13 protein-coding genes and 1 pseudogene are annotated in these 19000 nt (G+C 49.7%); 3 read left to right on the top strand and 11 right to left on the bottom strand.

Annotated elements, in window-relative coordinates; all coding sequences use genetic code 11:
• Nucleotides 1-124 precede the first annotated feature (124 nt).
• The 11 genes from GNF76_RS28680 to GNF76_RS28630 all read right to left on the bottom strand — a co-directional run bounded on the left by GNF76_RS28680 (nucleotide 125) and on the right by GNF76_RS28630 (nucleotide 15690).
• Nucleotides 125-922: a response regulator gene (locus GNF76_RS28680; RefSeq protein WP_155586414.1), complete on the bottom strand. Its 798-nt coding sequence runs from the start codon at nucleotides 920-922 to the stop codon at nucleotides 125-127.
• A gap of 134 nt (nucleotides 923-1056) precedes the next feature.
• Nucleotides 1057-4389: an ATP-binding protein gene (locus GNF76_RS29845; RefSeq protein WP_178123642.1), complete on the bottom strand. Its 3333-nt coding sequence runs from the start codon at nucleotides 4387-4389 to the stop codon at nucleotides 1057-1059.
• 91 nt (nucleotides 4390-4480) lie between these two features.
• Nucleotides 4481-5152 carry a response regulator gene (locus GNF76_RS28670; RefSeq protein ID WP_155586412.1) on the bottom strand — a complete coding sequence of 224 codons (672 nt, stop codon included), beginning with the start codon at nucleotides 5150-5152 and terminating at the stop codon, nucleotides 4481-4483.
• Nucleotides 5153-6061: 909 nt separating this feature from the next.
• Entirely contained in the window at nucleotides 6062-6946 is an 885-nt protein-coding gene (locus GNF76_RS28665) for an EAL domain-containing protein (protein ID WP_155586411.1), read from the bottom strand.
• Between the two features lie 714 nt (nucleotides 6947-7660).
• A complete protein-coding gene (locus GNF76_RS28660; protein ID WP_155586410.1) occupies nucleotides 7661-9460 on the bottom strand; it encodes an ABC transporter ATP-binding protein in 1800 nt (599 codons plus the stop codon).
• Nucleotides 9461-9515: 55 nt separating this feature from the next.
• On the bottom strand, nucleotides 9516-10463 hold the full coding sequence (locus GNF76_RS28655; protein ID WP_155586409.1) for an acetamidase/formamidase family protein: 948 nt from the start codon (nucleotides 10461-10463) through the stop codon (nucleotides 9516-9518).
• A 76-nt stretch (nucleotides 10464-10539) separates the two neighbouring features.
• Nucleotides 10540-12159 (bottom strand): ABC transporter substrate-binding protein, encoded by a 1620-nt coding sequence (locus tag GNF76_RS28650; protein WP_155586408.1) that lies wholly within the window; start codon nucleotides 12157-12159, stop codon nucleotides 10540-10542.
• A gap of 29 nt (nucleotides 12160-12188) precedes the next feature.
• Nucleotides 12189-13115 (bottom strand): ABC transporter permease, encoded by a 927-nt coding sequence (locus tag GNF76_RS28645; RefSeq protein WP_155586407.1) that lies wholly within the window; start codon nucleotides 13113-13115, stop codon nucleotides 12189-12191.
• On the bottom strand, nucleotides 13116-13964 hold the full coding sequence (locus GNF76_RS28640) for an ABC transporter permease (RefSeq protein WP_155586406.1): 849 nt from the start codon (nucleotides 13962-13964) through the stop codon (nucleotides 13116-13118).
• Complete coding sequence (locus GNF76_RS28635; RefSeq protein WP_155586405.1) at nucleotides 13961-14554, bottom strand: ANTAR domain-containing response regulator; 594 nt, start codon at nucleotides 14552-14554, stop codon at nucleotides 13961-13963. Before GNF76_RS28635 ends, GNF76_RS28640 begins: the two co-directional genes overlap by 4 nt.
• On the bottom strand, nucleotides 14551-15690 hold the full coding sequence (locus GNF76_RS28630; protein WP_155586404.1) for a transporter substrate-binding protein: 1140 nt from the start codon (nucleotides 15688-15690) through the stop codon (nucleotides 14551-14553). The genes GNF76_RS28635 and GNF76_RS28630 overlap by 4 nt, the downstream gene beginning before the upstream one ends.
• Before the next feature lie 941 nt (nucleotides 15691-16631).
• Between GNF76_RS28630 and GNF76_RS28625 the strand changes: the two genes are divergently transcribed.
• From GNF76_RS28625 to GNF76_RS28615, 3 genes and pseudogenes are all read left to right on the top strand, one after another.
• A complete protein-coding gene (locus GNF76_RS28625; RefSeq protein ID WP_155586403.1) occupies nucleotides 16632-17930 on the top strand; it encodes an MFS transporter in 1299 nt (432 codons plus the stop codon).
• Nucleotides 17931-18278: 348 nt separating this feature from the next.
• Nucleotides 18279-18683: a VOC family protein gene (locus tag GNF76_RS28620; protein ID WP_155586402.1), complete on the top strand. Its 405-nt coding sequence runs from the start codon at nucleotides 18279-18281 to the stop codon at nucleotides 18681-18683.
• A 16-nt stretch (nucleotides 18684-18699) separates the two neighbouring features.
• Nucleotides 18700-19000, top strand: a pseudogene (locus GNF76_RS28615) (DEAD/DEAH box helicase); the annotation flags it as partial.

Below are 19000 nucleotides of genomic sequence, written 5' to 3'. Positions count from 1 at the left end.
ATACTCAACACAACAATCTGGCATTACGAGACAGCCAAATAACTAGTCAACAAAATTCACAAATACCAAAAAATCTATTACACCACTTATTGTCCGCCACATAAACCCCTAATAAAAATACCATTTACTCAAGCAAGCTACTCATGCGTACTAACATATTTCTAACATCTGTCAAAAAATACACGAAATCGTCAAGCTTAAAAGACGCTATACCTTGCATAAGTTGTTGTTCTAATCGCGCAGAACGTGCGGAAAGCTCAGTTAATCGAAAGATCCTAAGCCCTCCCCGTAAATGATGCAGGCCTTCTATAATACTTTGACTATCTTCAAAATTCAGTTTTTCAATCCTCGTAATATCAGACCTACTGACCTCAATAAATCCATTGATTAGACCTACGAAACTAGGATATTCGCCCAAAAAATTAAGTAGGGTGCTCCAATCATCGTTTTCTGATACTAGGACTGAGTCTTGATCGCTCAAGTCTTGGTAATGAGGAAGCCATTTGTTTAATGCCTGAGCTAAAGCACTTAAGCTTAGTGGCTTCAATAGACACTCGTCTATTCCTGCATCTTTACACTTTTGCTGTTCCTCCGCTTTAATGCTTGCCGTTGTAGCCAAAATAGGGAAATGGTTTCCCCCTCGGGTCAGTACGCGGATACCTCTCGCCAACGTGTATCCGTCCATCACCGGCATGTTGCAGTCTGTAATCAATAAACAATGAATGCGTTCGTTAAATATGCACAGCGCTTCGTTCCCGTTGTTGGCAATTTGACAATCAAAACCTAAATATTCTAACTGATTCCTTACAAGCTCCTGGTTCGTTGGGTGATCTTCAGCAACCAACACGATCGGTTTACAAGAACTGTCACCGTTTTTAAAACTCTCCGGGAGCATGTCTTTTTCACCTAACTCGTTGCGCATAAACCATCCTCCGCCGTATGAATAGATAGTAATAATCGCGGACAATCCTATCTTTATAGTCGTTCAACCAACCGTGTTGATTAAACAGTCATCATAATTACCCACAACACACATTATTGAAAACCATTAAGCTGCTAGCCAGCGTCCTTGGAATAAATTTCAACCGTTTGTAGAATCTCGCTTAGAGTTTTATCAATCGATATTGTGGTATCGAGAATCCCCTTATCTTCGATTTTTTTTATAATTTCGTTACAATGTGCAACCAGTACTTCCTCACCCAAAACTAATAGAGCACCTTTTAGTCGATGCAGTCGACCTAGAAAGAGCTTGCTATCACCAGCATTCAAAGCCGCACGAAGTGCAGCCTCATCGCTTACCCAGCCATTTACGAATAGCTTACGTATTTCTTTTATCTGAATTGTGCTGTCCGAATGAGTAGTCGAATAAAATGTAAGTCCCAGGGTCTTCTGCAATGCAGAGTCTAGATTTTTAATTGTGATCGGTTTATATAAAATATTTGTAGAACTAAGTAATTGGTTCTTTATTGCACCATTTGTGTCGGCAGTACAAACGATAACGGGCGTGTATATGTGTTTCACTCGAAGGGCCTCTAGCAGTGCCCACCCGCCCAAAACAGGCATGCCAAGATCTGTTATGATAACGTCATAAACATTGTTTTCGCAAAGCTCAAGGGCGTCCCTTCCATTTTCAACACTGTCAATCTGATGATAGCCAAGCGCCAAGAGTTGATGTTTCAGTAACGCTCGGCAAATCGTATCGTCTTCGGCAACTAAAACCCTCGTTTTACGATTAATGATTGGGTCCAAGCATGTATGATCTATTGTTTGAACATAGGTTGCCTCACGCTGTCCACAAGATTTTAAAGCAAGTTTAAGCATAGATGCTGAAAGCGATGTAACGGCCAAGTTACCACTGTGGCGCTCAGGATACGAAGGACCATAAAGGCTAACGATGACCGCGTCGAGATAGTCCTCACGAAATGCTTGCCACTTCTGCGGGAGCGAAGGGCTAAAAGTAGCAAATAATAGAATTGACTGTTTACTTATTGGAGGTATGGGACGATCTAGTTCTCCCTCGATCAGTCGTATTTTTGGTAACCACAACCTCAATTGCGCCCTTAGTACAAGTTGCCACATTGGTGAGTCACTCATGAAAACCACACTGGTGAACTGACACTCTAGCCCATGTGGATTGGAGGGTTCGATTTTACTTTCACGCACCAGCGGGAGACTTACAGTAAAAATTGAGCCTTCTCCCTCCTCACTATCAACAGTAAGGTTGCCACCCATCAACAATGCAATTTTCCGACACAGCGTAAGCCCCAAACCTGTACCACCAAAACGACTGGCAATTCGTTCATCCGCCTGCACAAAGGGGCTGAAAATTTGCTCCAGCTTATTTTCCGGAATCCCGATACCGGTGTCACTCACTGAGATTTGGACGCCATCTCCCCCTTCGCCAGGTTTATAAGGTATTGCTCGCAGCGTTATTGATCCATATTCCGTAAACTTATGAGCGTTGCTAAGCAGGTTCATTAGCAATTGACTCAGGCGGTGAGGATCTCCATGCCACGTACCAGCCAGCCGTGGGTCCACCAGACATTGGAACCTGATATTTTTATCTAGAATCACAGGACAAAATGTTTGCGCACAATGCTCAATCAATTCGTCGAGCTGAAAGCTTTCTATATTTATCTGCAGCTCATGAGCCTCGATCTTCGATAAATCTAGAATGTCATTAATTAAGACCAGTAATGCGTCAAACGCACGTCGAATTGTTGTGACTCGTTCCTTGTGACGCGGCTGAAGCTGGTCCAACGCGAGTAATTCAAGATTGCCTAGAGCACCATGCAGTGGAGTACGAATTTCATGACTCATCATGGCGAGGAACATAGACTTCGCTTGGTTGGCTTGGTCCGCGGCCTCCTTAGCGTCTTTCAATAATTGGATGGTATTTTTTTGAATGCTGGTATCAGTCAAGCTAAAAAGTATAACTTCTTTTAGCTGATAGCGTGCGCGGGAAAATACGACAGATATTTGATGAGGACGACCATATTTTCCTGTTAATGTGGCCTCTAATACTTTTACCTCATTTGTATTAAAGTCTATATTTGGTGGATCCTCTAAAAACTCTCTAGGTGCAGGATCAAGTATTAATCGATGAAACTCATCACGACTGAAAAATGTTTCAATTAAAATTTTTGCTGCCTTATTTTGCATTACGATTTCGCCTAATGACGGATCATAGACTGCTAGCGCAACTGGTGCTGTAGTCAAAACTACGCGATTGAAAATTTCGCTTTCGTGCACTTGGCGCGAATGTGCTCGCAACGGCGCAAGTACAAAACGGTTCAGTAGTGTGATAAAAGTCCAAAGCACTCCTAGTACCGCCAGAGTGATGAGTTCCACAACTAAAAATTTGTTGCCAAGCGCTAGTAAAATGGATTTCCAATCGAAGGCATAAACAGCAATCCAGTTTGGTCCAGGTATTAGTTGAGATATGAAAAACATACTTCCACTACGGTGGATATCTAAATGGCCAGCATGCTGCTCGACCCATTCGACAGAATTAAGAACGGTGTTGGCCCATCCACTCTCTTGAGCATTATCGTAGTTCACCCCAAAAAGATGTTTTCTGTCAAAGGACACTACAAAAAATCCATGCTCATCGATGGAATCTTGAAAAACTAGAGAGAATTTATCTAAAGGAATGGTAATCACCATCACGGCAATGCGCTGTTCATTGCGGTAAACTGGAACAATGTAGTGAAAAATCAATTCATCCGTAACAGGTGATTTGTACAGAGGAGCCCATACTAATCGTTGTTTACGAACAAAGTCAGGGTCGAGGCTATTTAAAATTTTCTCAACATTATCGATATTTTTGCCTATAAAAGAATCGCCGCCTTGTAGTCGTATGCTCGAGGCCTGCTCATTGGTCAGTGAAGGCCAAGTGGCCAGAAAACGCCTATCCGGCGTATAAATAAAACCTCCTATGTAATAGCCAATTTCGCGTTGAGGGAATAAAGGAGCTGGTGATATTTCTCGAGTTAAGCGCAACAAAGTAGAAAGTTCCGGGGCATCTCTAGGTTGAGTCAGGTCCGAAATAATGGTAATAGGCGTGGCCGTCACGTCCTTACCGGTGACGATCACACCTTTTTGGTCATCCAGTAACTTCGTATAGTGGACGAGCGGGATCTGATCCTTGTCATGCAACTCCCATAGCGCCTCATAAGTTTCAACCGTTTGTATCAGGCGAGTTTGATAACGATTCATATTGGATTTGATGAGGTCACGTGCGTCGGTGAACGCGTGTATACGCTCATTCATAAACTGATCAACCAACATCATCGTGCTTATGCCGGATGCTGCTAGTATGGCTATGCTCACAACAATGCCACCGCCCATTAATAATGTTTGGTAATAACGCTCGGATAGATCGGGCACCATTATAGTTTTGAGACGAAGGTAATCCCTCAAGGCAGCCATTGGATTGCGTCGGTATATATTCACAGTAAACGGCCTCGTTTGAGCCCACTTAAAAGAGCTGTTTAAAAGCGTTTAACAATTCGACATCATTATGAGCCCCCAGTTTTGTCATTGCCTTTTTTTTCTGAGTGCTAATAGTTTTAACACTTCGATCAGTGCATTGAGCAATATCGGTGACTGACATGCCTTTGGAGAATAGCCGCACCACCTCTAGTTCACGGGCAGTTAATGCAACGGCAGATAAAGTGGGTGCGTGCATATTATTTTCTAGCATATTCTTAATAAGAATTTTAGAAGTCGTTGAATCTACAAATCTTTCCCCATCGAGCACTCGGCGAATAACTTGGGGCAGCACTGAGAACTCACTGCTTACTTTGCTCAAAAAACCTGAAACACCTGATTGCATAGCCCGCTGTAAGATAACTAGATCATCATGAGCCGTTAGAAGTATTATTTTTAGTTTGGGGTATGTTCGCAAGAGACGGTCCAGTAAGAGTAATCCGTCAGGTTCGTCGTCATCCTCAAAGGAGTAATCGCAGATCAGCACGTCGCAAGGCAGTTCCTTGAGAACATCGAATAAATCGGAGATCGTTGCAGTCGAAGCCACCAAGTGAAAATCAGGAGCATTCTCAAGCATTTTACTGATGCCTAATGCCACCACGGGATGATCATCGGCAACGATGATGTTTACTTTGGAGGTTTTTTTTCCGTTAGAATGCATGTTTTATATATCCATTAGACAAGTAGAAACTTGGGTCGACTCTCGTCAACTGACGACTAAAATCTTGGTTGCAACGCTTAAGCGTTTTCCATTGCATTGCAAGGTCAGATCAGAATCGCGGTGTCTACGCAGCCGTTTGAGCAAGCATAGCTGCTGAAAGGCGTAGCATCAGCAGTGAGTCACACTTTTTCAAGCGAACCCCATGGTTGAGTAGGCCATACGATAAATGTGAGGGCCTCTGATGAGGGTAGGCGCTGGCTTGCCTATGCTGAACTCAGGGCTTAAGAGCACATAACTACTCAGACCAAGCAATGGTAACTGTCCGGTTGAGATGATTGGGTAGGTGTAGGGAAGCATCACGCAGGCCTATATTAAATTTAATAGCTCTATTGCGCTTAGCTCCAGCGACCGGTCACTTCCGAATATACAAAATCCAATAGGAAAAATCTTTGGTAAAAATAAGATAAGGCGTGATACCCTAAAACCTTTATTCACTGCATAATTAAACAATAGTCTATTCAGCTTTACTTCAGACCGCAAATCGATTACTTCTTAAGGTTGGACAAGATATTTATACCCTCCCTGAGTAGCCACGCACCATCTAAATAGTCCAATACAAAATGGCTGCTTAGTATATATGTATAACTTTGATTGGAAGCCGCTCGAATATTACACGATTGCTATTATCGCATATGACATATGGGCATATACAAATGAAAACCCCTGGCAAGAAATTCTAATTAGACTTGAAGTTCAGTTTATTTTTGGCCTTATGCTATTTGCCTAAAGCTAAATTCGTGCAACTTGGATTAGCTTTGAGCTATCCAAATGGATCTTCAACTCAATACCCTTTGCGCAAGCGTTAACAACTCTATACACGTCAGACCACAACCACTCACATCAAAAATCTTAACCGTCCATAGAACTACTAAAGTTACATATAAAATTTTCCGCAGTTACTGGCTTAGAAAAATAAAATCCTTGAGCCACATCGCAACCGAGAATAGTAACATTTTCCAGATCCTCCTCAGTTTCAACACCCTCTGCAATGACGATAAAACCTAAGTCCCGTGCCATGTCCACAGTGTGAGAAAGTATTTTTTTGCCCTTGGAGCACTTTCTCGCCTGATGAACTAACTTCTGATCAATTTTTAAACTGTTAAACTCCATCGAAGCTAAGCGATGCAATGACGAGTAGCCGGTACCGAAGTCGTCAATCGCACAGCTGAAACCACATAGGCGTAAATATTTTATCGATTCGGCGAGCTTCGACTCGTCCAAACAGGAGATATCTTCCGTGATTTCTACCGTAATGCTGTGCGGGTCCAACTGATACTCAAGCACGCGGCACACCAAGTCCTCAGCCCATCCGATAGAACTAGCTATGTCAGCGGAAGCGTTAACACTGACACAAAAATGCGGATTATTAACATACCTCAAAAAATCAAGCGCCTGGTCAAGCATCCGCCCCCAAAGCTTGGAGCGAAGCTCCACTGTATTGAGGTACGACATCCAATAGGCAGGTCCGAGCCCCTCCGACTCAACGCACCGCAGGCGAGCAAGCGCCTCGGAGCCATATATAGCACCTGTATCAATTACATATTGAGGCTGAAAATAAGCAATTATTTGCTTAAAGGCTTTTTCCGATTGAGCACCGCCTACTGCACCGGCGAAAAGTCCAGCATAAGTACATGATTCTCCATTACTAATTTTCTGTTTATTAACTGTTCTTTGCTCACAACTCTTCAGTCGAAACCATTCTTTTACTGAGTGGCCAACTAGCATCTTAAACATTAGGTTCCTCCCTTCCCGTCTGAGGAACGGAAATACATGAGCTATTAGATCCCGAAGTCTAGAGCGCACTACGGCAATTTTATATTGCCGATATTCCTATTTTATGCAGGCAATCATCCTAAATAGCAAAAAAGTTGAGGATGCTCTGCACCGCATCCAACAGATGCGGCCACTTTCTTCATGCAATTGTCATAGGTAGGAAAAACCTAAAAGCATACAGGCTACGGATCGGTCATAATAGTTTCTGAATGACACTGACTAAAGGCGATGCGTCGCGGAAGGAATGATCTGCGAACGTCTAGGTGCATGCACAGTGAGCCATGCCAGATTGGTCCTTAGGCTAGGGGCAGCGGAGACTAAAACGGTGCGAACGTGATCACGGCTGAGCCTGATGCGCAATAAGGAATGTCGCCATGCAACCAGTGGAGGTTGAACACATGATTATTGAGGGCTCCTGTACTGCCGGCCGCGTAGGATAGCACTCAATACCCGATCAGATCACGCTGCTAGGGGGTAGTCATTGAGTGCTTTTACTATTGCAGCTACGATAGAAAGAAAACTTTTACTAGGACAAACGAAACTTGGCACCTAAAAAAAATGCCAGATATAGGTTTGGGATAGACTCGGGATAACGAAAATCCGATGATATGTTTACCGGGTCACTTATCACTTCACTGATTGAATAACAAGGAACTGCCGACATCAGCAATCCTGCTAATAGGAACTAATCGATTTGGCTGACGACTGAACGGCTGGTTCGCAGCCGACAGAATCCACCGCGACCCAGTGCTCATCCCCCACGTACTGAAACCTCTGTGCCGGCGCTTCAAAGCCTTTCGATTTGACTGGGCTTGACTGCTGGAACTCCTGCAGCAGCGCCTTGAAATCGCGCTTGCGATCCACGTCCGGCATCGGTACAGCGCTGAGCAACCGTTTGGTGTAGGGATGCTGAGGGTTGTTCAAGACCTGATCGCGTCGACCAACCTCGACGATCTGCCCACCGTACATGACAGCCACACGATGACAAATACGCTCGACCACGGCCATGTCATGGGAGATAAACAGGTAGCTGAGTTGGTGTACCTCACGCAAGTGCTCAAGTAACTCCAGCACCTGAGACTGAACCGACACATCAAGGGCCGAAACGGACTCATCGGCAATGATGACCTTCGGGTTGAGTGCCAGCGCGCGTGCGATGCAGATGCGCTGGCGCTGGCCGCCGGAAAATTGATGAGGGTAGCGGTACATCGAGTCGGCAGGCATGTCGACCTGATGCAGCAACTCGGCGACTCGCTCCTGACGTTGCGCCAAGGGTAACTGGTGGTGAATCAGCAGTGGCTCGCCCACTAGCGCCAGGATGTTTTTACGCGGGTTCAAGGCCGCATAAGGGTCCTGAAACACCATCTGGATATCACGCCGCACCGCTTGAAGGTCAGTACCTTGCAGGCCATTGAGCTCTTTGCCGAATAACTTCACACTGCCGTAATAAGCCTGCATGTTCATCAGCGCCTTGCCGGTACTGGATTTGCCGCACCCGCTTTCCCCCACCAGCCCCAGGGTTTCGCCCTGGCGCAGCTCGAAGTTGACGCCCTCCACCGCATGGACTTGTCGGCCCTCTTCAAACCAGCCTGTGCGCACCGGGAAACGCACGGACAAATCGCGAACCTGCAAAATCACTGGCTTCTGGCTGATGTCATCCGGTTGGCCGACAGTGCCCAACGCCGGTACGGCCGCAAGCAATTTACGCGTGTAATCGGCCTGCGGCCGGGTAAATAGCTGACGGACCGGTGCCTGTTCTTCAGTACGTCCGTGCTTCATGACAACCACCTGGTCAGCCATTTCCGCGACCACACCCATATCGTGGGTGATCATCAGCAAGCTGGTGCCGTACACCAGTTGCAACTCGCGCATCAATTCCAGAATCTGCGCCTGGATGGTCACATCCAGCGCCGTGGTCGGTTCGTCGGCGATTAGCACCTTGGGCCGGCAGAGCATGGCCATCGCGATCATCACGCGCTGGCGCATGCCGCCAGACAGTTCATGAGGGTACTGCCGCAAGCGTTTTTCCACCTGCGGCATGCGTACCGACTCCAGCATTTCCTTGACCCGCAGGCGCAAGGCCTGGCGCCCCAGCGGTTCGTGGCGTCGCAGCGTTTCCTCCAACTGCTGCCCCACGGTCATCAGTGGGTTCAACGAAGTCATCGGTTCTTGGAAAATCATACCGATCTGTTTGCCGCGCAACTGCTGAAGTACACGTTCGGGCGCCCCGATCAGGTCGTGCTCGGCAAGCCTGATCGCACCCTTGACCACCCGCACAGTCTTGGGCAGCAGCCCCATGATTGCCAGCGACGACAGGGATTTACCGCTACCGGACTCCCCGGCAATGCACAGCGTCTGCCCTGGATACAGGTCGAAATTGAGGTTATTGACTACCCGCCGGGGAGTGTCCCCCAGGCCGACATCAATGGATAAATGCTGCACCGACAGAATCGGCCGGGAGGTCCCGTTACTCATCAAAGCTCCTCACATTTGAAGTGGCTTACGTCACGCAGCCCGCGATGAAACCACATCATGCAAACACGACTTTCGGGAAGTAGAACGACACCACCCAGTTGGGCAGGTCAACAATTTCACTGATGCGCAGATCACCGCACACCGAGCACAACATATAGGCCTGCTCCACCGGCATACCGTGTTCACGGCACAGCCAGTCGATGGTATTGCTCACAGCCTGACGCGCTGCTTGCATCAGGTCCGGCCCGATTCCGGTGAACGCTTCGTAGCCGGCACTGTCGAGGTGGCGGGTGACCGGCCCCGGGGTACTGAAACGTGGAGTCGCCAGTCGGGTGTCCTTGATCAGGTCGAGCTTCACCACCACGTCCATGGCACTTTCAATTGCCGTGCCACACACCTCGCCATCGCCTTGTGCCGCATGGGTGTCGCCGATCGACAGCAAAGCGCCAGTGACCTCCACCGGCAAGTACAGCGTGGTACCTGCGGACAGATCACGAATATCCAGATTACCTCCAACCCGACGCGGTGGGACCACCGAATGCAGCCCTGCCTGCGCCGGGGCCAGCCCGATAGTGCCGGCGAAAGGCTTGAGCGGCACGTGGGCAAAATCACTGAACGCCGCCGGGACCAGGTTTACCTTGTCGTAATGCCACAAGACCAGGGCCGCGTCCTTGAACTGGTCGGCCAGCAGGCCGAATCCCGGAATGTTCGCCGTCCAGCCAAAGCCGCTGGGTTTGAAGCTATCGATGGTAATTCTCAGCACATCTCCGGGCTCAGCACCTTCGACGAAAATCGGGCCGGTAACCGGATTGATCTTGTCGAACGGCACCTTGCCCACGTCACTCACCACTGAGCTAGACGTGAAGAAACCATTGGATGAATCAAGGCAGCAAAACTCGAGCATCGAGCCCGACGTTACTCTCGCGGTGGGTTCCAGGCTGTTGTCCCAACCGAAATGTCTGTTGACGCTGTGAATGGTCTTGACCAGGCAGTTCTGGCACATAAGGAGAAGTCTCCGAGTGGAAGGCCGCGCCTCTTCTTGGGCGTGGCACAGGCCTGATCGTCAGGCGCACGGCACATTATTTGAGATAGATGTAGTCGTAGTTGACCGGCACGTGGACCGGGTCGACGTACAGCGCACCGGAACCGCCCATGCGCGCAGATCGCACGGTGAAACGCTGCTCGTTGAATATCGGCACCCATGGCGCGTCGGCCATCACGTCGATGAAGATCTTCTTCCACAGCGCGGTGCGCTCAGCCTGTTGTTTCGGCTTGACCATGCTGTCGGCCTTGGCGGCCAGCGCATCCAGCATCCTGTTGCAATACAGTGCCCAGTTCCAGCCACCGTCAATCGCACCGCCGCACCCCAGGATCGGCCCGTAGAAGTTCGACGGGTCCGGGAAGTCCGCAATCCAGGCCATGCCACCCGACCACACCATCGGGACCTGGTCCTTGGAACTGCCGGCTGCAATCACATTGGCTTGCGCCAGGGATTTGATCTGCACCCGGATACCGACCTTGGCCAGGTCTTGCTGGATAGCCTGGGCGATACGCGGCTGCGGATCGGTGTTCATGACGTACAGCTCGGTGTAGAATCCCTTGGCGAAACCGGCGTCTGCCAGCAGTTTTTTCGCAGCCTCGACGTCGTAGGCATAACCTTTGTAGTCCTTGTCATAGCCCGGCATTGCCGGCGGCAGCGGCTGGTTGGCCGGAACAGCACGGCCATTGATAATCCGTACGATTCGGTCCTTGCTGATTGCCATGTTCACCGCCTGGCGCACCTTGAGGTTGTCGAACGGCGGCAACGTGGTTTTCAGCGTCAGGTAACCGGTTTGCAACTGGTCACCGGTCACCACCAGGCTTTTGAATTTCGGATCGTTCTTGAACTCCAGGAACTTGGCGGGCGGCACACCATCGCCGGCGATGTCAACTTCACCCTTTTGCAATCGCAACAGGGCGACCATCGGGTCTTGGCCCACTTCAAAGGTGATGCTGTCCAGGTGTGGCAGGCCTGCCTTGAAATAGCTCGGGTTTTTCTTGAAGATAATCTGTTGCCCCAGCTTCCACTCCGCCAGGCTATAGGCGCCCGTACCGACTGGATGCTTGCCGAAATCGGCCCCCCATTTCTCGACTTCTTCCTTGGGGACCACTGAGGAGAAGTTGATCGCCATCACATGCAGGAACGTCGCACTGGCCTCCTTGAGGGTGATCTTGACGGTGTAGTCGTCGAGGACCTCAATACCCGACAGGTGCTCGGCCTTTTGGGCAGTCATTTCGTCATAACCCACGATCGGGCTGAAGAAGCCGGCGCCCGGGCTCTGGGTTTTCGGGTTGATGGTTCGCTCCAGGGAGTATTTGACGTCGCTGGCCCTGAGCTCGCGACCGTTCTGGAATTTCACGCCTTTGCGAAGAGTAAAGGTATAGACAGTCCCGTCATCGGAAATACTGTAGTCCGACGCCAGGTCCTTGACCAATTCCGTGGTGCCGGGTTTGTAGTCCATCAGGCTATCGAACAGGCTTTTGATCATCGACCAGTTCTGCCAGTCGTAGCCAATGGCCGGGTCAAGCGTGGCCACGTCGTTCTGGTAGGTAATGACTGCGGTGCCACCGTCTTTTGCATTTGGATCGCCATCATCGGCCAGAAGATTTCCAGCAAACAGTGCAGCCGCGATGGCCGAGGATAATGCTTTGCGATTCATGTTCCAGCCCCTTACCTATCATGAGATTTTTAGTGTTTCTGGATGTCGATCCGCGGATCGACCCAGGGGATGACCAGGTCAGCGACCAGGTTGCCTAGGACGATGGCTACCGCTGAAACCGTGGTCACTCCGACAATCACAGGAATGTCCACTTGCTGAATGGCTTGCCAGGTCAACTGGCCAATTCCCGGCCACCCGAAGACCGACTCGACCACCACCAGCCCGCCCATGAAGATGCCAATATCGATGCCAATCATCGGGATCACCGGCACGGTGGCGTTGGGCAATACATGCCGTAGAACCACGCGCACTCGGCTCAAGCCTTTGGCGCGTGCGGTGCGGATGAAGTCCTGGTGCAACACCTCGATCATCGAGGAACGCACCATGCGCGAGTACCAACCACTGCCGAGAATCCCCAAGGTCAGCGCCGGCAGCATCAGATGCTCGAACCCGCCATAGCCCCCCAGTGGAAACCAGCCCAGTTGCACGGCAAAGAAGTACAGAAACAGCATGGCAGCAATGAACTGCGGGGCCGATACGCCGATGAACGAAAGGGCCATAAGCGCCTTGTCGGCCCAACTGTCGCGTCGCAGCGCCGCGATAACACCCAGGCTGATGCCAATCAGCAGCTCGAACCCAATACCGGCCGCCATGAGCTCCAACGACGGACGCAGGCGCGAGCCGATCAATTCGGTCACGGAGCTACGTTGGATATAGGAGCGGCCCAGATCGCCCTGCACCAGGTTGCCCAAGTAGTTGGCGTACTGCCGGTAGAATGGCAAATCCAGCCCCAACTGTGCACGGATCCCCGCCACCACTTCCGGTGTCGCACTGCGTCCGGCGATCTGGCGCGCCGGGTCGGCAGGCAGCATGAACAGCAGCAGGTAAGTGATAAAGGTCACGCCGAGCAAAATCAGTAACGAATAACCAATGCGACGAGTGATGAAGGCGAGCATTCAGCTTCTCCCTTGCAGGGTAGGATCGAGTTCATCGCGCAGGGCATCACCCACCAGGTTGAAAGCCAGCGACAGCAGCACAATGGCAATACCGGGGAAGAACACCAACCATGGCGCCGAGGTGAAGTAGGTCTGGCTTTCAAAAATGATGTTGCCCCAACTTGGCGTAGGCGGCTGGACCCCTACCCCGAGGTACGACAGGGTTGCTTCGAGCAACACCGTGGTAGAAATGCCCAGGGTTGCCCATACCAGAATCGTCGGCAGCAAATGGGGCAGCAGGTGCGAAAACAGGATGCGCAGAGAACTGGCCCCTAGGGTCCGCTCTACGGCCACGAAGTCACGGGCACTCAGCGCGATGGTCTCGGAGTAGATCACCCGGGCAATCTGCACCCAGTTGACCATGGCGATGACCAACGCAACGATCCACACGCTGGGTTGGAAAATCGCCGATAACGCAATCGCCAACAGCAATGCCGGGAACGCCATCATCAAGTCGGTAAAACGCATCAGCACACTGCCGAGCCAGCCTCGCACAAACCCTGCACTCAAGCCGACCAGGGTGCCGATCAATACAGCCAGGCCGTTGGCAAGCAGACCGATGAACAGCGAAGTGCGTGCGCCATAGATCAGGCGTGACAGCAAATCGCGACCGAGCAAATCGGTGCCCAACCAGTACGGCATATCGGGTGGTAGCGGCGCCCCCTCCATCGACAAGCCTTCGACAAACTGTTCGGATGGATCGCGGGGGCTCATCCACGGCGCAAACAGTGCCAACAGCACCACGATGAGGATGTACAACAGTGAAAACGCCACCGCTGGCCGGCGAATCAAAGCGCGTAACACCGTCATTGGCTCGCCCCGCCTTGCTGAAGATAATCCGCGGCCATGTCCGCGCACAGCTCATCCAAACTTCGATTAAGACGCATCGACAAGCTGCGCAAACGTTCGTAAGCCTCGCGCTCGTCAATTTGCTGCTCAACCATCAGCCGCGCTAGCGCCTGAGCCAGCAAAGGCCGTGCAGCGAGGCGCTGCTGCAGTGCGTCAATGGTGCGGGCATCGCAGTCCAATCGCTCACTCAGACTGATCGCCATCATCAGCGTGGTGTAGACCGAGCCTTGAGTAATCGGTTTGTTCAACAAGGCGGTCGCGCCCATCTCTATTGCGCGCTGGATCTGTGACAGGGTCTCGTGAGGCGTCAACGCCACAATGGGTACGCAGGCGCTGTTGAGCCGTTCCAGAATGTCGGGACTGGCGAAGTGCTCCAGATCGACTACGACGGCAAAGCAATCCTCCAGCGAATCCTGCGCGTCTTCAAATAGCGCCAGCGACGTGATACCCAAGCGTTGCAGGCTTTTCTGCAGACTAGACAACGTACGCGGTTCGCAGTCAACCAACAGCAATCGACCATTTTCGAAGTCAGGACGTTTGAGCTGGCTCATTTGACGATCCTCAGGCGGGGTGCTGGCGCATGCGCGCCCAGGTGATGGACTTTACTCAAATCAGTGGCAGTCAGGTAAGGATCAGCCGGCAACGAACACGCTTCACTGCGCAATATGACAAAGCGCCCTTCGCGCAATTCTGCTATATGGCAGGGCTGGCTGCAGTGGTTGTTGCGCGCAGAAATGTTTAACTTGCCGAGCACGGTGTTCTGGGGATGTTCATAAAGGTAGTTGCAAATTCGCGCGGGGTCTTCGCTACCACACCGGCTCAGGGCCTTTGCAAACAAGTGCAAGGCCACGTACATCCCAGTGTAAAAGTGCGACAACGGGTGCGGTCCATGTAGGCGGCGCTGCCGCTGACTGAAAGTCCGGTCTACATCCTCGAAGAATGGGCCGCACGACAACAGGCGCAGACTGCGCATGGCACCGAGTTCAGGAAGCTCGGCTTCAGTCAGGTTGCAACTCAACACCGGTAGATTCAAGCCGATGGCATGGCAAGCAATATCCAACTGCTGCAAGAAAACGTAGGAGGACTCACCGACCAGATTATTGAGCACAAACGCCGGCTTTTCAGTGATCAGGGTCTGGATCAGTTCACTAAAGCGAGCCGTACCCAAGCTCACGTATTTTTCCAGCAGCACAGTGCCGCCGGCGACTTCGAGCACTTCCCGTGCGACACGGTTGCTTTCCCAACCCCAGATGTAATTCGAACCGATCAACGCAGCGCACGAACCGAACGCCTGCAAGGCATACCGCAACAACGGAATCAACGTCTGATTCGGGCACCCGCCCAGATAAAGGACGTTCTCGCTGCTTTCAAAACCTTCATACGGGCAGGCGTACCACAACAGGCCCCCGTTCTGCTCCAGGTCCGGAATAATTTCCTTGCGGCTAGCCGAGGTCGTGGTACCAAAAATGTGCCGAATCCCGGCCTGCATCAGTTGAACGGAACCTTCGCTATACCTGTACAAGTAGCCCTGCGGATTGATATGAATAACCTGCACGGCAAATTCGTAATCGACATTAGCATTGATTTCCGCCACTGCATGTGCGGCTCCCGCCAGAGCATTCCGGCCTATGCACCGGTAAGTCCCATTGGTAGAGAGCAGGATTCCGACATCGATCGTACGCCGCATTTATTTACTCCAAAAAAAAACCTGATCGAACAGTAGACTGGTCGATCAGGCTTCATTACCTGGCGCATGGCGCATGATATAGTTAAGACTTAAAGGCCGGGGCCAAGCTTATTCGTAGATTTCTCCATGGAAAAAACATGCCAAATTGGTTCTTTGCCGTAAATAGACTTTACCCGAAATGCTAACGACAGTCAGCGCACCAGTCTGAGCCGCATCGCAATATCTTGCACTGAAGAAGTGCGCGTCAAATGTGAGGGTTCTGGGACGGGAATCAACCTGCTGTATGACTAGCGGTAGCCCAAGAAGGCAGGCATCTCTAGCTCCCGGTTTATCTTAACTCCTTCCGGACCGTAATCCTGCATAAGGTGTCCTTCATCCCTTACAAAGTTTCTTACGCCTGCCTGCGTGTTCGGTGCAGACGACAACCATATGTTTCCTCACCAAAAGGCTCGGCAACGGGCGCGCAAAAAGATCCAACGATCAGCAAAGCCCTAAAAAATTTCAGAAATTATTACATCGAAAAGTAGGAATCATCCTATTCATTATGCGCCCATTATATTTTATCCTTATAATCTCGCCCAAGAGCAGACAGTAATGGAACTCTCCCACAAAACACAATGGAGATTTGTTATTTAACCACTTCACTACCGCAGCAATCAATATCAAAACAAAACACCGTAACTCTACCATTTACTTATAGTAGCTTAATCTTTGAAGTCCAAACGCCCAGCGATTATTAAAATCCCAGTACCTTCTAACATGCTTACCAACGCAGACGGAGGCTAGCAAAAAATAGAAACCACCTCAACGACTAACGTTCCAAAAAAATGCTTCTTTCTAACCCAGTACGCAATGCCACATTTATATTTATGAGTCTTTAGCATAATAAATATGGCATATCGCAACTCAAATAAGCCTATAAAAACAAGAGCCCCTACTACATGAGCACTACAATTGAAAAACAGGTAACGCACAAGATTTTCATTAGGCTTCTACCACTACTGATATTCTTATACATAGTTTCCTATCTGGATCGTGTGAACATAGGATTTGCCTCTTTGACAATGAATGCTGACGTTGGCCTGAGTACTGCAATTTATGGCTGGGGAGCAGGTCTATTTTTTGTCGGGTACTGTCTCTTCGAAGTGCCGAGCAATTTACTCATGGTGAAAGTCGGTGCACGTCGGTGGATTGCACGCATTCTTTTCACTTGGGGCGTAATCGCAACCTGTATGGCTTTTGTTAATGGGCCAAAAAGTTTCCTCTTCATGAGATTTTTACTAGGTGTAGCAGAGGCGGGATTTTTCCCAGCAGTGATTGTGTATCTTACCTTCTGGTTTCCCCAGCGTTATCGCGCTCGTATTATTTCAGTTTTCATGCTCTCGATTCCTATTTCTTTAGCCATTGGGGCACCAATATCTACTGCCCTTTTGCAACTTGATGGCTGGATGGGACTCAAAGGATGGCAGTGGTTATTCATCATTGAAGGCATCCCTGGAATCCTTTTAGTCGGTGTTGTTCTGAAATATCTGCCTGATTCGCCGAAACAGGCCGCATGGCTGAAGGATGAAGAGCGCCAGTGGTTGGCCGCCGAGCTTGAAGATGATGTCAAAGCACACCCTTTAACACTAGATGGTCAAGCGACGGCCTGGAAAGCTTATTGCGAGCCTTCGATCATAGCCCTTTGTTTAATCTACTTCTGCGCTACGGCAGCCAATATTGGTCTTTCAATGTTCTTGCCACAGATCATTAAGCAGCAAGGTTTTACGGGTATGGATGTTGGCTACGTTACTGCTATTCCCTATGTGGTAGGTTGCATTGGTATGATATCCATAGGGTTTCTTTCAGATCGATTCAATAAACGGAAATTTTTCTTAATCGCCGCACTTTTATTGATTGCTGGCGGTCTTGGAATCGCAGGTTGGCTGACGGGAAGTAACCTGGCCATTGTTGCGATGAGTGTCGCAACCATCGGCATAATGGGCTGCAAAGGACCATTTTGGCCACTTCCTGCGTTATATCTCAGTGGGACCAGCGCAGCAGCCGGATTCGCATTGATCAACTCTGTCGGAAATCTAGGTGGATTTTTTGGCCCAGGAATCATAGGAATGATCAAAGAAATGACAGGTACCTTTGAAAGTGGTTTATATGTCTTGTCCGGACTTGCGACTTTTGCGACATGCATAACTTTAATCTTCATTTCAGATCAAGGAAAAGCTCATAGAGCTAAATTTTGTTAACCGCAAACTAACAACATTTTTGTATTTCGCGGGCGTGGGCAAGGGCCGCAGTCAATAGCTTGCGGCCACTACCTGAAAATTATGCGCAAGTTTTGCGGGACCGACTATTGAGCCTGCTATAGGTCGAGCCGCATCTTATATAAACCTAAAAGAGGTTGAATTCTGCGCATTTATACTACTGGCAAAAAAGTTAAAGCCATGAGAATATGCGCCATTCAAGAATATGACCGAAGATCTCGCTAGGCAGACAAAAAAACAACCTACAACAACACGAACTTCCGGAGGCTAGCGTGGAGATCGAAGGCATGTCTTGCACTGCACTCATCAATTTATTTTTTAAGGATTTTTATGCTCCATCACATTGAAATCCATGTAGCAAATTTGAGTGTATCCTTACAATTCTGGTCAGGATTACTCGCACAGATTGGATACAGGGAAAATGGAAAGTGGAATAATGGCTTCACGCTTGCCTATGATCGCGTTGCTTATCTTACATTTGTACAAGTTTCTGAAACGCATGCATTTCAGCGGTATCGTCGGTGCGGTGCAGGCCTCAATCATCTGGCCTTCAAGGTTAAAGATAGAGATACTGTTGACAAACTCAGGCTATATTGTATGGCCAATGGCATTGTAAGTCTCTACGATCAAAAATCTCCCTTTGCAAACGATGATACTGATTACTATGCGCTGTTTATAGAGGCCCCCGATAGCATTAAAGTGGAGTTCATCGCTGATGATCTTTCGCCGTTATAACTTATGTTGCCGCTGACCGAAAGGCATTCACCGCTTTGTGCTGCCGTTCACCGCGTTCCTGAAACTCAAAGATATCGGTGGCAACGTGTTGCCGGCGTACCAAGAGGAGTTTATCGACATCACCATGTCCGCAGAACAGGCTTTGGCCTATCAGCAGCTGGCAGGAAAATTGACACAGGAACTTCGTCAGGCTCTGGCTCGCCGAGACACTACCCTGCTGGGGGGGGGAGTGCTCAACGTGCTGCTGGCTTGGCCTGACTGCTGCTTTCGACCGGAGATCGTTAAACATCCGCGCAGTAAGGATACATTGGCCTTTG

This window comes from Pseudomonas spelaei, from assembly GCF_009724245.1.
In the GTDB taxonomy this organism is placed as follows: domain Bacteria; phylum Pseudomonadota; class Gammaproteobacteria; order Pseudomonadales; family Pseudomonadaceae; genus Aquipseudomonas; species Aquipseudomonas spelaei.
This window is presented reverse-complemented; position numbering and strand designations above follow the sequence as displayed.